13 protein-coding genes and 1 tRNA gene are annotated in these 15,417 nt (G+C 61.6%); 10 read left to right on the top strand and 4 right to left on the bottom strand.

The features are described from left to right. Positions 1-4 precede the first annotated feature (4 nt). The 5 genes from pgsA to D109_RS0101945 all read left to right on the top strand — a co-directional run bounded on the left by pgsA (position 5) and on the right by D109_RS0101945 (position 4,927). Entirely contained in the window at positions 5-565 is a 561-nt protein-coding gene (pgsA, locus tag D109_RS0101965) for a CDP-diacylglycerol--glycerol-3-phosphate 3-phosphatidyltransferase (RefSeq protein ID WP_003208929.1), read from the top strand. A gap of 63 nt (positions 566-628) precedes the next feature. Beyond that, positions 629-704: transfer RNA gene (locus D109_RS0101960), tRNA-Gly, on the top strand. A 361-nt stretch (positions 705-1,065) separates the two neighbouring features. After that, a complete protein-coding gene (locus D109_RS0101955; protein WP_026077722.1) occupies positions 1,066-2,328 on the top strand; it encodes a serine hydrolase in 1,263 nt (420 codons plus the stop codon). A gap of 117 nt (positions 2,329-2,445) precedes the next feature. Then, on the top strand, positions 2,446-3,783 hold the full coding sequence (locus D109_RS0101950) for an alginate export family protein (RefSeq protein WP_017475418.1): 1,338 nt from the start codon (positions 2,446-2,448) through the stop codon (positions 3,781-3,783). Between the two features lie 40 nt (positions 3,784-3,823). After that, on the top strand, positions 3,824-4,927 hold the full coding sequence (locus D109_RS0101945) for a polyamine ABC transporter substrate-binding protein (protein WP_017475417.1): 1,104 nt from the start codon (positions 3,824-3,826) through the stop codon (positions 4,925-4,927). A gap of 46 nt (positions 4,928-4,973) precedes the next feature. On the opposite strand, the gene D109_RS0101940 is transcribed toward D109_RS0101945, so the two are convergent. Continuing rightward, complete coding sequence (locus tag D109_RS0101940) at positions 4,974-5,585, bottom strand: TetR/AcrR family transcriptional regulator (protein WP_017475416.1); 612 nt, start codon at positions 5,583-5,585, stop codon at positions 4,974-4,976. Positions 5,586-5,683: 98 nt separating this feature from the next. Continuing rightward, entirely contained in the window at positions 5,684-7,438 is a 1,755-nt protein-coding gene (locus D109_RS0101935) for a sigma-54-dependent Fis family transcriptional regulator (RefSeq protein WP_017475415.1), read from the bottom strand. Positions 7,439-7,709: 271 nt separating this feature from the next. Between D109_RS0101935 and D109_RS0101930 the strand changes: the two genes are divergently transcribed. The 3 genes from D109_RS0101930 (at position 7,710) to D109_RS0101920 (ending at position 11,054) form a co-directional block, all read left to right on the top strand. Then, a complete protein-coding gene (locus tag D109_RS0101930; protein WP_017475414.1) occupies positions 7,710-9,185 on the top strand; it encodes a benzaldehyde dehydrogenase in 1,476 nt (491 codons plus the stop codon). 73 nt (positions 9,186-9,258) lie between these two features. Beyond that, positions 9,259-10,026: a coniferyl-alcohol dehydrogenase gene (locus D109_RS0101925; protein WP_017475413.1), complete on the top strand. Its 768-nt coding sequence runs from the start codon at positions 9,259-9,261 to the stop codon at positions 10,024-10,026. An 80-nt stretch (positions 10,027-10,106) separates the two neighbouring features. Continuing rightward, positions 10,107-11,054 carry a transporter gene (locus D109_RS0101920; protein ID WP_017475412.1) on the top strand — a complete coding sequence of 316 codons (948 nt, stop codon included), beginning with the start codon at positions 10,107-10,109 and terminating at the stop codon, positions 11,052-11,054. Here the strand turns inward: D109_RS0101920 and mhpT are convergent. Then, positions 11,032-12,240: a 3-(3-hydroxy-phenyl)propionate transporter MhpT gene (mhpT, locus tag D109_RS0101915; RefSeq protein ID WP_017475411.1), complete on the bottom strand. Its 1,209-nt coding sequence runs from the start codon at positions 12,238-12,240 to the stop codon at positions 11,032-11,034. The two genes, D109_RS0101920 and mhpT, sit on opposite strands and share 23 nt — an antisense overlap. A gap of 307 nt (positions 12,241-12,547) precedes the next feature. On the opposite strand from mhpT, the gene D109_RS0101905 reads away from it, so the two are divergent. Continuing rightward, a complete protein-coding gene (locus tag D109_RS0101905; protein ID WP_026077721.1) occupies positions 12,548-13,873 on the top strand; it encodes an OprD family porin in 1,326 nt (441 codons plus the stop codon). Between the two features lie 5 nt (positions 13,874-13,878). Here the strand turns inward: D109_RS0101905 and D109_RS0101900 are convergent, their stop codons facing one another. Further along, the gene (locus tag D109_RS0101900; protein WP_017475408.1) at positions 13,879-14,367 is read right to left on the bottom strand and encodes a MarR family winged helix-turn-helix transcriptional regulator; all 489 of its coding nucleotides are present in this window, start codon (positions 14,365-14,367) and stop codon (positions 13,879-13,881) included. A gap of 213 nt (positions 14,368-14,580) precedes the next feature. Between D109_RS0101900 and D109_RS0101895 the strand changes: the two genes are divergently transcribed. Further along, positions 14,581-15,411, top strand: a complete 831-nt coding sequence (locus D109_RS0101895; RefSeq protein WP_017475407.1) for a p-hydroxycinnamoyl CoA hydratase/lyase — start codon at positions 14,581-14,583, stop codon at positions 15,409-15,411. The last annotated feature ends 6 nt before the right edge of the window (positions 15,412-15,417 follow it).

The following is a 15,417-nucleotide window of genomic DNA, read 5'->3' as shown; positions in this document are numbered from 1 at the left end:
GCCGATGAATATCCCTAATCTGATCACCGTACTACGCGTCCTGCTCATTCCGATTTTCATTTTGCTGTTTTACCTGCCGTACGAATGGAGCTACATGGCATCCAGTTCGGTCTTCGCCTTCGCGGCTGCCACCGACTGGCTGGACGGTTACCTGGCCCGCCGCCTGGAGCAGAGCACGCCGTTTGGCGCGTTCCTGGACCCGGTGGCCGACAAACTGATGGTAGCGGTCGCCCTGGTGCTGCTGGTGCAGGAACACGGCAACCTCTGGCTGACCCTGCCGGCGGCCGTGATCATCGGTCGCGAGATCGTCGTCTCCGCGCTACGGGAATGGATGGCCGAAATCGGCGCTCGTGCCCATGTGGCCGTGTCCAACATGGGCAAATGGAAAACCGCGGCGCAGATGCTTGCCCTGGTGATCCTGCTGGCCAACCCGTCGGATTTCTCCTTCTGGGTATTGCTGGGCTACGCCTTGCTGCTGATCGCCGCAGGCCTGACCTTGTGGTCCATGCTGCAATATTTGCGCGCCGCCTGGCCGCATCTGCGCACCGAGGTTGAAAAGAAATAAAACTTTTTTGAATCAAGGGGTTGACGGGTGATGAGGATTCTATAGAATGCGCATCACCAAGACGCGGGAATAGCTCAGTTGGTAGAGCACGACCTTGCCAAGGTCGGGGTCGCGAGTTCGAGTCTCGTTTCCCGCTCCAAACACAAAGAAAAAGCCACTCAATAGAGTGGCTTTTTTTTGCCTGGGATTTAAGGAATACACGCTTCGGCGTCGCCCGCTGGCAAACAAAAACGAATGTACCAGGCATCTACCCCATTCCCGCTGCGCAACTGCGCTTATCCAAGCTCACGAAAATTTAATACTGTGTGGTCCGTTTCGCTTTGATCGACGGTAACAACCCACGCAAAGGTAATGTGTGATCACCCAGGCTGCAGCCGACCCGCGCACTACGTGCAGAGGGATTTATTTTTACGGTAAAAAGATTTATTGACTAAAATATTATATGGGGTAATTATTTCTCTGCATCTGCTTCATGCAGAGTCATCTTCAGGGTTATCCCGATGAGTCATAAAGCCCAATTCTCCCTCGCTACTTCTTACGTCAAGGCCAATGAGTCTTCATTGGCCACTCGCGTGGCGCCGCTGCTGATGCAGGGTTTTCCCGCCGCGCCGGAACACCGGGTAACGTGGAACAACTGGATGCGGGCTCCCTTCAGTCAGTGGGCGTTCCGTCATCTGGCGCGGCTGCGTCCCAGCATTGATGTGTCGGCAGGGCCAGGGCCTGGCGGTCAGCTCCAGGAGGCTCCCCGCGCGCTGGATCAGCTGTGTTTCGACAGTGAGAGTGGGCTGGGCATCCGTGTCATCGAGCACCTTGTCGCCAGCCAGACCGACGCCTTTTTGGTGATGCAGGGTGACAGGGTGTTGTTCGAGCGCTACTTCAACGGTCAGCGCGCCGGTGACCGGCATATCATGTTCTCGGTGACCAAGTCGCTGGTCGGTACCTTGGGTGAACAGTTGGTGACACGCGGTGTGCTCAAACCCGAGCTGCCGGCCGCTTACTACGTGCCTGAACTGGCGGGCAGTGCGTTTGGCGATGCCACCGTGCGCCAGTTGTTCGACATGGCGGTGGGCATCGACTACAGCGAGGTTTACGACGACCCCAATTCAGAAAGCTCGCAGTACGGCTATGCCTGCGGCTTTCAACCGGCACCGGCGCAGTACGCCCAGTTCGAGTCGTTGTACCAGTACTTGCCATCCCTCAGGAAGCGCGGCAGCCACGGTGGGTTTTTCCATTATGTGACGGCAACCACTGAAGCCTTGGCGTGGGTCATGGAACGTGCCTCGGGCAAGGCGTGCAGTCAGATGCTCGAGGAGGTCTGGGGGCGCTTGGGGTGCGACCGCGACGGTTATTTCATGGCCGATCCCTGGGGGCGTAACGTGGCCGGGGCGGGCTTCAGTGCCACCTTGAGAGACATGGCGCGCTTCGGTCGCCTGCTGGCCAACGACGGTCGCCAGGACGGGGTTGAGCTGCTGTCGCCCGAGACCGTGGCCCGTATCGCCGCCGGCGCGGATCCGGCGATCTACGCGCAAAATGCCGAGTTCTCCCGCTGGACGCCCGGTGCGTCCTATCGCAGCCAGTGGTACGTGTTCAACGACCACAGCCAAGCCCTGATGGCCGGGGGGATTCACGGCCAGTACCTGTTTATCGACAAGCCGTCCGGCGTGGTGATCGTCAAGCAATCGTCGCTCACCGATGCGGTCAGCCCGTTCGATAACGACAGCGTGCGCATGCTGCGCGCGATCGCCGCCCACCTGAGTCACTGACCCACGCCCCAAAAATAAGAGTCTTGCGTTCTATTCACCGGGCTTGCCCTGGTGTTGGCGGCGCCCTGCGTCGCCATTGACTGCCCTGTAACAACAATAATTCCACAGGAGCTTCTTATGGTTTTCACCAAGCGTTTTTCCCGAGCGCTGTTAGCGCTCGGCCTACCCTTGACCACCCACGTTGCGTTGGCGGGCTACACCTTTGAGGACGGCGATCTCAAGGGTGAAGTCAATCTCACGGCAGGAGGGGCGACGCTGTTTACCCGTGGCGTCAACTTCGGCAGCGGCCAGGTCGATGCGCGCAACGGTAAAAACGGCGGCGCCAGGATCAACTGGCAAGAGGTCTACGTAAAACCGGGGGTCAAACTCGAGTACGCGCTGCAACCGGATTTCAGCCTGTTGGCGGGCGGTTCCCTGGTGGCGGCCAGCACCTTCGGTGATGGTGATGCGGGAGGCTTTACCCACAGCTCCGACGGCAGGGTGGCTACCGAAGAACTCTACGGTGGTTTTCGCGCCGGCGAGTGGAAGTTCACCGCCGGCCGCCAGAACTACATGATCGGTACGGGGTTCATCGTCATGGACGGTAACCTCGACCAGTACAAGGATGGCGCCTACTGGCTCGGCCCGCGCACCGCCTTCAAGGATTCGGCGATCCTCGCCTGGGATCATGGCGCGCTGAAGTCCCAGGCCTTCACCTTGCGCACCGATGATGACTTGGGCGATTTCCGCATGACCGGCGTCAACCTGGATTACAACCTCGATGACCAGGTGACGCTCGGCGCCATGGCCATGAAGGTCAATGCCCTTGGCCCCAGAGGCAGCACGCTCCCGCGCCGTCGGGACGGGATGCAGGTGTACAACCTGCGGGCGCTCAACGCCAAGGTGCCCGGCGTACAGGCGCTGACGCTGAATGCCGAGTACGCGCTGGAGCGCGGCAGCGGCGAGGGGGTCGACTACGATGCCAACGCCTGGTACGCCCAGGCCGACTATGCCTTCAACACCTTGCCGCTGACGCCGGTCCTTGGCTACCGCTACGCGAGCTTTTCCGGCGACGACAACCTCACCGACAACCGGCAAAAAGCCTGGGACCCACTGAGCAAAGGCTTCGTCGACTGGAGCACGTGGCTGGTCGGGGACGTGGTCGGCAACTACCTGTTGTTCAACAGCAACGAAAACGTCCAGCAGTTCTCCCTCAAGACCCACCTCAACGAAACCCTGACCCTCGGCGCGATTCACTACCAGTTCTGGCTGGACGAGAAAAACTACATGGGCGCACCGGTCAGCGATCGGCGCTTTGCTGACGAAAGTGTGGTTTTCCTCGACTGGACACCCACGCCGTCGTTCTATACGTCGCTGTCATACAACTGGGTCAAGCCACTGGCCGCCGCCAAACAGCTGTTCGGCAACGACCAGACGTTCAGCGCGCTGGAACTGTATTTCACCTACCGCTATTAAGTGCTGCGAGCCATCGCGGCCGCGCTGGAGTGTTTTGATCATGAACAGATTTTTGCGTAACACCGTGCTGGGCACTGTCGCCTCGTTGCTCATCAGTGGTTTTTGCCTGGCTGAAGAACGAACCGTACGGATCTACAACTGGATCGAATACCTGCCACCCGAAGTGCTCAAGAGCTTCCAGGAGGAAACCGGCATTCGCCCGATTTACGATGTGTTCGACAGCGTCGAAACCATGGAGTCCAAGCTGCTGACGGGCAACTCCGGCTATGACGTGGTATTTCCGGGCTCCGCCAACCTGGGACGCTTGATCACGGCCGGGGCCGTGCAGCCGCTGGATCGTAAGCAGTTGCCAAACTGGCAGCACCTGGACCCGCAATTCATGCAAACCCTGGAAACCGCAGGTGACTCAGGCAATCGCTATGCCGCGCCTTACCTGTGGGGCACCACGCTGATCGGCTACAACGTCGACAAGGTGCGCAAAGCCCTGGGGCCCGACGTGCAGATGAACAGCTGGGACATCATCTTCAAGGAAGAAAACCTCGCCAAGCTCGCCAGTTGTGGCGTGGGTTTCCTCGACGCCGGCAACGAGATCCTGCCGATTGCCTTGCACTACAAGGGCCTCGACCCCAATAGCCAGAAGCGTGAGGACTATGTGCAAGCCCAGGCCGTGATGATGAAGATTCGCCCTTACGTCAGTTACTTCAACTCGTCGCGCTACGGCATGGACCTGGCCAACGGTGATATCTGTGTGGGCGTGGGCTGGTCCGGCGGTGTCGCACTGGCCACACGACTGGCCGATGCCGCTGGCAAGGGCGTCAAGGTCGAGATGGCACTGCCCAAGGAAGGCGCGCCGATGTGGTCGGACGTGATGATGATCCCGGCCAAGGCCCCCGATCTGGCGGAGGCCCATGCGTTCATCAATTACATCCTGCGCCCGGACGTGATTGCGCGCATCAGCAACAAGATCGGCTACCCCAACCCGAACAAGGACGCTACCGCACTGGTGGACGCCAGCATCCGCAATGACCCCAACATGTATGTGCCGGACGAAGCGCGCAAGACCCTGTTCGCCCTGGAGCCGATCCCGGCTGCCGCGGAGCGCATCCGTACCCGCACCTGGACCGCCATCAAGAGCGACCGCTGATCCGTGTGGCCCGGTGCGTACGCGCCGGGCTCGACCCGGGAGGCAATCAGGCCTGCATGCCGTAAAACACCAGCTCGGTGATACGCCTGACCTGCAGGGAGTGCGCGTCGATATCCGGGTGTTCCTGGTTCACCAGCCTGAACAGTTGCAGGTGCGAGTAGTCATTCAACAGGAACGCGGCCAACTCCACATCGAGTTGCGGGCGCAGCTTGCCGGCCCGCTGCAATTCCCGCAGCAGTTCGCTGATTTCGGCCCTGAGCGCATCGTTCATGGCCCGATAGCCTGCGGGCAGTTCGTTGCTGCCGCCGAACAGGATCAGTGGCAGCAGTTCACGCCAAAGGCTGGGGTGCATGACTTCCAGGGCATAGCCCGTGAGCAGGCGTTCCAAGTGGCAGAGCGCTTCGACCGGGTCGTCTATTTTGTGGATCAGGCTGCGGGTGTCGGTGATCGCGCGTTGATCGGCGTGGTGCAGGATCTCCAGGATGATTTCCTGCTTGTTGCCGAAGTACTTGAACACCGTCGGCGGCGACACCCCGGCCTGGCTGGCGATCTGTTCGATGGTGGTGTTCTGGAAACCCTGGCGCTCAAACAGTTCGACCGCGGCTTTACTGATAGCTTGCCGGCGTTCGGCTTTCTGACGTTCACGCAGTCCGCTCACAGGAGATCCTTGTCACGAAGAAAAAGAGGGGCGCTTGTCGGCCCGATACCCCTGCAAAATACTTAAGTGGGTAAAGCTTTTAAAGCACTAATTGCCATTTAAAGGGTTTGCCGCTGGTACTTCTTCATACGGTAGGCAAATTGAGCACGGCTGAGCCCCACGAGCCTGGCGGCAGCGGCCAGGTTGCCGGCGCTTTGTTGCAACGCTTCAGTGATCAGGCGCGATTCAAGGCCTTCGATGGAGAGCCCCTGGTCCAACTGGTCGAGGGCATTCAGCAGTGTCGGGCGCGGCGCGTGCCCGGTATTCGACAGGCTGCCTTGGTCGTCCAGGCCGTAGGGCTCGGCGGGCATCGGTTCGTTGCGAAACAGATGCACCAGGTCAATGGCTTGGCCGTCGTCGCTGGCGATGAGGCCGCGTTCGATCAGGTTTTGCAGTTCGCGCACATTGCCCGCGAAATCGTAGCGCAGCAACGTCTTGAGGGCGCGCATGGTCAGGCCTGCCGGCGTTCGGGCGTAGTCCTGGCAGAAGCGCGTCAGGAACGCATTGATCAGCAGCGGGATGTCGTCTCGGCGTTCGCGCAGGGGGGGCAGGGCGATGGGGTACACGTTCAGGCGGTAGAACAGGTCTTCACGAAAGGTACCGTCGGCCACGGCTTTACGCAGGTCGATATTGGTGGCGGCCACCACGCGCACATCTACCTTGATGCCGCGCACGCCACCGACCCGTTCGATTTCCCGTTCCTGCAAGGCCCGCAGCAACTTGCTTTGCCCGGCCAGGCTGAGGCTGGTGATTTCATCCAGGAACAGTGTGCCGCCCTGGGCCCGTTCGAAGCGCCCGGGTCGCGAGTGCGTCGCGCCGGTATAGGCGCCGCGTTCCACGCCGAAGAGTTCGGCCTCCACCAGGTTATCCGGGATGGCGGCACAATTGAGCGCCACAAACGGGCTGTCCTGGCGACGACTGAGTTGGTGCAACCGGCGCGCAAACATCTCCTTGCCCACTCCGGACTCACCGCTGATCAGCACCGTCGCGGGCGTCAGTGCGACCCTTTGCAGGGCTTGCATCGCCGCGTTGAACGCGGCGCTGGCGCCCACCAAGGGTTGTGGCTGGCTGATTCCGCCGCTGCTGCCCACCGGGCCAGCGAGCGTGGGGGCGGCAGGGCGGGGGACGGCCTGGGACACATTCAGGTGGCGCAGGTCCTGCTCGACATCACCCCATTGCTCGGCGGTCTTGCCAATGACGCGGCAACTGCGATGGCCCATGCCACGGCATTCCACTTCGCGGAAAATCACCAGTTGCCCGAAGAGGCCACTGACGAAGCCAATGGCGTAGCCGGTTTCAGTCCAGCACACCGGGTCCTGGCCGATGCCGTAGGCCCCCACATGTTCATCGGCTTCACACGAGTGGTGCCAGAGAAACTCCCCTTCATAGAACCCCGAGTCGGCATCGAACTTGAAGTGCAGCGGTTCGACCTTGGTCATGCCTTCCAGGGTGTGCAGGTGTGTCCCGGCGCGAAACACCGCGGCGGCATCGGCCTGTGGCCAGCGCTCGCGGATCAAGCGCGCATCCCGTGCGCCCGAGGCATAACCGGTGCGGGTAAACAGCCCCCGCGCCTGTTCCAGACCCAGGCGCTCAATGACCTCGGCGCGCAGGGCGCCGAACGACGAACTGTGCAGCAACAACATGCGTTGATCGTTGAGCCAGATGCGCCCGTCTTCAGGGGAAAAGAACAGGCAGTCGGTCAGTTCCGCAGGGGTGGGCGAGCTGCTGTCACTGAGTTGGCGACTGTCGCCCCGCGGATGGTAAGGCACGGTGTCCACCCGGTCGTCGGGCAGCGCGCTGTGGGGAGTTGTCATTGTTATGCCCCTGCAAAGCGAGTGATCGATATGAGTAACTGCTCAGATAGTTATTAAACATAACCTTATCAATTGAACAAGTGGCAGAACCCGGGTTTTTGCAGGCGATCGCCGCAGGTGTGTGAACGGTACGTGGGCAGGCCTCGACCCAGAGCCTTCGACGGTTTATGTCAGCGTCATTGGGTGCAAGCGGCACAGCCTTTGCTCAAGGCTTGATGCGGCGTTTGCACCCTGTGCAGACGATGACAATTACAAGAACCGGGAGTTGCCAATGTCAGTGTCTGAAATCACCCCCTTTCTACAGCGGGCCATCGCGTCCGAATGCCTGTTCAACGGCGATTGGATACCCGCTTCGGGATCCGTGATCCCGGTGATCGAACCCGCCACCGGCGAACCCCTGATGCGCTGCGCCATGGCCAACCCGGCCGACATCGCCATTGCCTGCCGCAGCGCGGCCCTGGCGCAGCCGGCCTGGGCTGCGCTCGGACCACGGGAGCGCGCCGAGGTGTTTCGCAAGGCGGCGGACCTGGCCCAGCGGTCCTTCGCCGAGCTGGCGCTGTACGTCGCCCGGGAAACCGGGGGCGCGTTGTTCAAGGGCGAACACGAAGTGCGCGAAGCGATTGTGCTGCTGCACCAGGCGGCGGGGCTGTTGTCCCAGCCTCATGGGTTGGTGCTGCCCAGTGCAGCCGGCCGACTGTCCTATGCACGGCGCCAGCCCCATGGCCTGGTCGGGGTGATTTCACCGTTCAACTTTCCGCTGGTGCTGTCACTGCGGTCAGTGGCCCCGGCGCTGGCGGCGGGCAATGCCGTGGTGCTCAAACCCGACCCGCAGACCCCGGTCAGCGGTGGTTTTCTCATCGCCCGGCTGTTCGAAGAGGCGGGCTTGCCCAAGGGCCTGCTGCAGGTGTTGCCCGGCGCGGCGCCAGCGGGGGAGGCGCTGTGCCGCGATCCCAATGTGCGGATGATTGCGTTCACCGGGTCCACGGCGGCGGGGCGCAAAGTCGCTGAAGTGGCCGGGCGACAGCTGAAAAAAGTCGCACTGGAGCTGGGCGGGAAAAACCCGCTGATCATTCTCGAAGACGCCGACCTCGACCTGGCCGCGAGCAACGCAGCCTGGGGCGCCTGGCTGCATCAGGGGCAAATCTGCATGGCGACCGGGCTGATTCTCGTGCATGAATCCATTGCCGAGAGCCTCACCCGCAAGCTGGTGGACAAGGCCCGGGCGCTCACCGTGGGCAATGCCGCCCGGGGTGAAGCGGCGCTCGGCCCGTTGATCAACCAACGGCAATTGCAGCGCGTGCACGAGATCGTCAGCGACAGCCTGCAGGCCGGCGCGCGGCTGGAGGCGGGCGGTGACTACGACCGGTTGTTCTACCAGCCCACCGTCCTCAGTGGCGTACGTCCGGGCATGAGCGCCTTTGAGGAAGAGCTGTTCGGCCCGGTGGCCACGGTGGTCAGTTTTACCACCGACGAAGAGGCGATCGAACTGGCCAACCGCACGGAGTACGGCCTCTCGGCCGCCATCATCTCGCCGTCAGTCGGGCGTGCCATGGCCATCGGCGAGCGGCTGGACTGCGGCCTGCTGCACATCAATGACCAGACCGTGGCCGACGAATGCATCAACCCGTTCGGCGGCCGCGGTGCCTCCGGCAATGGCGGCAGCGTCGGCGGGCCGGCCGACTGGGACGAGTACAGCCAGTGGCAGTGGGTCACGGTGAAAAATACTCCGCCGGTCTATCCGTTCTGAGCCGTGGCCGTTCTGAGCCCAGGCTCATCGATTGGATACACCCATGGCTATACAACAATAAGAGGGCTTGAACATGAACCTGCACAACAAAACCCTGATTGTCACCGGCGTCGCTTCAGGCATTGGCGCCGAACTGGCGCGGCTCGCGCGTTTCCAGGGTGCCACGGTGATCGGGGTTGATCGCCATGAACCGCAACTGACCCTGGATGGATTCTTCCAGGCTGACCTGGGTGACCCTGCCAGCATTGATGCCCTGGTGGCGCGCCTACCATCGCGGGTCGACGGGCTGTGCAACATCGCCGGGGTGCCCGGTACGGCGCCCGCGCAAGCGGTGGCCACGGTCAACTACCTGGGGCTGCGGTACCTGACTCAAACGTTGCTGCCACGCATGCCGGCGGGCGGCAGCATCGTCAATGTTGCCTCGGTGCTTGGCGCGCAATGGCCGCAACGGCTGGAGCTGCACAAGGCCCTGGCCGCGACGCACAGCTTCGAGGCCGGGCAGCAGTGGCTGGCGGCCAATCCGGTGGAGCAGGCCAGCTGTTATCAGTACTTCAAGGAAGCGCTGATCGTGTGGAGCTTCCAACAATCCCAGGGCTGGTTTCGCGATCATTCGGTGCGTATCAACTGCGTGGCGCCGGGGCCGGTATTTACCCCGATTCTCGGCGACTTCGTCAGCATGCTCGGGCCGCAGCGGGTGGCCGAGGACAGCCAGCGCATGACCCGTCCAGCCCTGGCCGATGAGGTGGCGGCAGTGATTGCCTTCCTCTGCTCGGACGCTGCGCGCTGGGTCAACGGGGTCAATCTGCCGGTGGATGGCGGGTTGGCCGCCACCTACGTGTAGGCCTGCCACAGCGATAAATCCCGGTGCGGCCCTTCCGTGCCGGGCGTCTTGAACAACAACAAAAATACAGGACATACAAGATGCTCAAGCCTATCTTGCGGACGGTTGCGGCCACGACTTTTGTCGCACTGTCACCGATTGCACACGCTTACGACCTGCCCGGACTCAACCTGGGCACCACCAGTTTCTACGACGGCTCACCGGCCCCGGCCGGCCCGGGTTGGTACCTGGAGGAGTACCTGACGTACTCCCGGGCCAGCCGTTTCAACGATGCCCACGGCAACAAGCTGGCGTTGCCCAAGCAGGACCTGGAAGTGGTGGCGCCCACCACGCAGATCATCTACGTCGGCCAACCCCTGGCCAATGGTGCGATGCCCGGGTTCACCCTGATCAACACCTCCCTGGCCCATGTGAATGTCGACGATGGGTTGAACCATGCGGCGCTGAGTTCCCGTGCTGGCTTCGGTGACCTGACGGTCGGTGCCTTCCTGCAACTGCCAACCCTGAACCGCGCCGATGGCAGCCCGCTGTTGACCCAGCGTGTCGAGGCTGATGTCTCGATCCCGGTGGGGGCCTATGACCGCAATCGTTCGATCAACCCCGGCAGCAACTTCTGGTCATTCAACCCGTATTACGCGGCGACGTACTGGTTCAGCCCGAAATGGTCGGCGAGCGGGCGTTTCATGTACCTGTGGAATGGCAAGAATGATGATCCGCAGGCAGGCTTTGGGGATGCTTCCAATACCCAGGCCGGCCAGGCATTGCATGCCAACCTGACGCTGCAATATGCCTTGAGCCAGCAACTGAGCGTGGGGGTCAACGGCTACTGGTTGAAGCAGATCACCGACACCCAGGTCGATGGACACGCCGTGAGCGGGCGCCGGGAGAAGGTCTGGGCCATTGGCCCAGGCCTGGTCTATGGGTTCAGCAAGGAAGATGTGCTATCGGTAAACGCCTACTTTGAACAGCAGGCGCAGAACCGCACCGAGGGCAACAAACTGGTGCTCAATTGGCTGCATAAGTTCTAGTGGGCGCCGTACGTACCATCACGCTGATGATGGTCAGTGCGGCAATCACCACCCCGGGGGACGTCGCCAGCAGTACCCCCGCGGTGCCGGCGCCGGCGGCGAGCAGTTGCCCGGCCGCCAGCGGCCCGGCCACCGAACCCAGGCGGCCGACGGCCACGGCGGCACCGACGCCGGTGGCGCGCACCGACGTTGGGTAGGAGGGCGGTGCCGAAGCGTACAGCACCAACTGCGCAGCCATCACGAACAAGCCGGCGGCAAAGCCGGCGATGGCCATGGGCACGATGCCCACCGACAACCCCACCCCGGCCAGCGCCGCCAGCAACCCGGCATACACCGACAGCACCACTTTGAGGGCATTGCAACGGTCCAGCAACACGCCGCCGAGCAGCGAACCCAGGGCGCCGCCGATATTGAAGAGCATCTGCACCATGCCGGCCTGGGGTTTGCTGAAACCCTGTTCCAGCAACAGCGACGGCAGCCAGTTAAGCAGCATGTACATCACGGTCAGGGTGAAGAAGTAGCTGAGCCACAAGGCCAGCGTGATGCGGGCGCGACCTTCGCCGAACAGCGCCTGGCCGGTGGAGGGGCGGGCGCCGTGCGTGTTGTCGAGCTGTTGGCGAAAGGCGCTGGACTCAGGCAGCAGCAGGATCATCAACGGCACGGCGAGCAAGGGCGCCAGGCCGCCGATGATAAACGTGGTCTGCCAGTGCTCACTGGAAAACATCGCCACCACCGCGGCCAATGCACCTCCCAGCGGTACCCCGCAGTACATCACGCTGATGGCCGTGCCACGGTTGCGCTCGGTCACCGCTTCGGCGCACAGGGCGATCAGGTTGGGCAACGCGGCGCCCAGGCCCAGGCCGGTGAGGAAGCGCACCAGCAACAGGCTTGAGTAGCTGTCGACAAACGCGGTGCTCAGGGAAAACAGCCCGAACAGCAGCACCGCGCTGACCAGGATTTTCTTACGCCCGATCCGGTCGGCAACCCAGCCGCCGAAGAACGCCCCCGGCAGCAGCCCGATGATTCCGACGCTGAACCCCCAGCCGAGCATCTTCGGATCCAGGGCGAACGTTTGACGTAACCCGGCGGCGGCGGTGCCGGCGGCTTGCAGATCGAACCCCTCGATCAGCGCAACGATAAAGCACAACGCAATAGTCAGCGTCGAACGACGCGATGGACTGTCCATGGCAAACCTCATTGTTGTTTTTGTTGTGATGGCGAGCTTGAGTGGCTGCTGGGGATTAAGATAACAAATATAACTAAAAAATGAATCGAGGAATAAAGTCCGCAAAAAAACAGAATAAATTCATTAAATTCAATCGATTGAGATGTGGAATTGTGTGTGTCTAAAAAATAGATAGTTTTATTAATGTTCGATTATCGGTCACATGCAGTTGACGAGTACCGTCGGCTGTTTCCATTCTTGGTTCGCGAGGCTGACAGGGCCGAGCGTGTGCCAACCCAAAAACAACAACAAAAAATGGACATCGAACATGCCAGAACTCCCTATGGAGGACGCCGCTGCAGCGGCGTCCGTCTCCTGTGTGTCGAACAACACTCCACGCCGACTGATGGCATTGCTGGCCTTGAGCGTGCTACCCGGTTCGTTGTGGGCTGCAGGCTTTATCGACGACAGCCACGGCACCCTGACCTTGCGCAATTACTACCTGGACCGTGACTACAAGGACGACGGTGCGAAGACCGCCGCGCGGGAATGGGCCCAGGCGTTCATCCTCAACCTGGAGTCGGGTTACACCCCGGGCCCGGTGGGCTTTGGCCTGGATGTACGCGGGCTGATGGGCGTCAAGCTCGACTCTTCGCCGGACCGCAGCGGTACCGAATTGTTGCCGGTGTCGGCCAGCGACAAGCGCGCCGCCGACGAGCACTCGCGCCTGGCCCCAACCGCCAAACTGCGGTTCGCCCAAACCACGGTCAAGGCCGGCGATGTGTCGATCTTCCTGCCGTTTGCCTTTGCCAGTCCGTCGCGGCTGCTGCCGCAAACGTTTCGCGGCACCACCTTGAGCTCCAAGGACATCGATGGCCTGACCCTCAACACTGGCTACATCGATCGCATCAACAAACGCGACTCCACGGACTACCAGGCCATGACCGTCGCCTCACCCAACCGGCGTTTCAACGCCACCGCCACCACGTCGCACCTGGCTTACGTCGGCGGTGATTACCAGGTCAATAAAGACCTCAGCCTGCGCGCCTATCACTCGCAGATCGCGGACCTCTACCAGCAGGACACCCTGGCGCTGTTGCACAACCTGCCGGTGGGCAATGGCGTGCTCACCAGCGACCTGCGCAGTTTTTTCAGCCGCGAGGACGGCAGTGCCAAGGCAGGCAATGTGGATAACCGCAACCTCTCGGCCTTGTTTGGCTACCGCCTGGGCGGCCATCGGGTCAGCCTTGGCTACATGCACTCGAGCGGGGAGACGGCCACGCCCTATATCTCGGGAACGGAGTTGATGGGCATGAGCGAACTGACCATGAGTTCGGACTTTCTCAACGCCAAGGAGCGCACCTGGCAAGCCATCTACGACTATGACTTCGCGGCATCGGGTGTGCCGGGGCTGAAGACACGGCTGCGCTATGTGCGTGGCGACCACATCGAACTGGCGGCTTTGAATGCCGAGGATCGCAAGGAGCGCGAATTCCAGATGGAACTGGGGTATGTGATTCAGAGCGGTCCGCTGAAGAACGTCGGGTTCATGGCGCGCAAGTCGATCTACCGCAATGACTTCCCGAGCGGCGCGGCCTTTCGCGATGAAAACCAGACCCGTTTTCTGGTGCTCTACACCGTGGCGCTCTGGTAAGCCGATCAGGCCTGATAGACCTTCTTCAGCAAGCGCAGCAGCTCTTCACGCTCCTGGCCGTCGAGGGCGGCGGTGGCGTCCAGGTCACTCTGTGCGGCGATTTCCTTGAGCTCCTTGAGCAGGGTTTCGCCAGTCTTGCTGAGGAAGATCCCGTAGGAGCGCTTGTCCGGCTTGCAGCGTACCCGCACGGCCAGGGCGCGGCTTTCCAGCTTGTTCAGCAACGGCACCACCTGGGGCGGCTCGATGGCCAGGGCGCGTGCCAGGTCGGCCTGCATCAGCCCGGGGTTCTGCTCGATGATCGCCAGGGCCGAAAACTGCGCAGGGCGCAGGTCGTGGTCCGACAACCGACCGATCAGGTTCTGGAACAGCTTGAGCTGGGCGCGGCGCATGGCGTAACCGATCAGCTCGTCCAGGGCTGAATCCAGCGGCGGCCGAACCTCGTCGTTGTCGGGCAGGGCCTGGCTGGCGGCGGCGATGTTGGAAGGCTTGGCCATTGGCAGTGCAATCCTCAGAAGGTGGCGGTTAAGAAGGCTATCCAGTTTGCCGGGGTTGGCGCGCCATGGCTATGCCGGTTTTTTACAGCGCCTGCATCGCTTGGGTTTCAAGTCGAAAAAATATTGGTTATGAGTATTAATAGTTAATTGACATAACTATATTTGCGGTTTAATTTCGAATCATCTTCACACCCAGAACAAGAGCGTACCGTCATGAGCAATTACGAAGGCCGTTGGACCACAGTCAAGGTTGAGATCGAAGAAGGCATCGCCTGGGTCATTCTCAATCGTCCGGAAAAACGCAACGCCATGAGCCCGACCCTGAACCGGGAAATGATCGACGTCCTGGAAACCCTGGAGCAGGACCCTGCCGCCGGCGTGCTGGTACTGACCGGCGCGGGGGAAGCCTGGACCGCCGGCATGGACCTCAAGGAATACTTTCGCGAGGTGGATGCCGGCCCGGAAATCCTCCAGGAAAAAATCCGCCGCGAAGCCTCGCAATGGCAATGGAAACTGCTGCGTATGTACGCCAAGCCCACCATCGCCATGGTCAATGGCTGGTGCTTCGGCGGTGGTTTCAGCCCGCTGGTGGCGTGCGACCTGGCGATCTGCGCCGACGAAGCGACCTTCGGCCTTTCGGAAATCAACTGGGGCATCCCGCCGGGCAACCTGGTGAGCAAGGCCATGGCCGACACCGTGGGCCATCGCCAATCGCTGTACTACATCATGACGGGCAAGACCTTTGGCGGGCAGAAAGCCGCTGAAATGGGCCTTGTCAACGAAAGCGTGCCCCTGGCCCAACTGCGCGAAGTGACCCTCGAACTGGCGCGCAACCTGCTGGAGAAAAACCCGGTGGTGCTGCGTGCCGCCAAGCATGGCTTCAAGCGCTGCCGCGAACTGACCTGGGAGCAGAACGAAGATTACCTCTACGCCAAGCTCGATCAGTCGCGCCTGCTCGACACCGAAGGCGGTCGCGAGCAGGGCATGAAGCAGTTCCTCGACGACAAGAGCATCAAGCCTGGCCTGCAGGCGTATAAACGCTGAAGGGCG

The organism is Pseudomonas sp. PAMC 26793 (genome assembly GCF_000313235.1).
In the GTDB taxonomy this organism is placed as follows: domain Bacteria; phylum Pseudomonadota; class Gammaproteobacteria; order Pseudomonadales; family Pseudomonadaceae; genus Aquipseudomonas; species Aquipseudomonas yamanorum.
The sequence above is the reverse complement of the archived record's forward strand: the minus strand, read 5'-3'. Positions and strand labels throughout refer to the sequence as shown.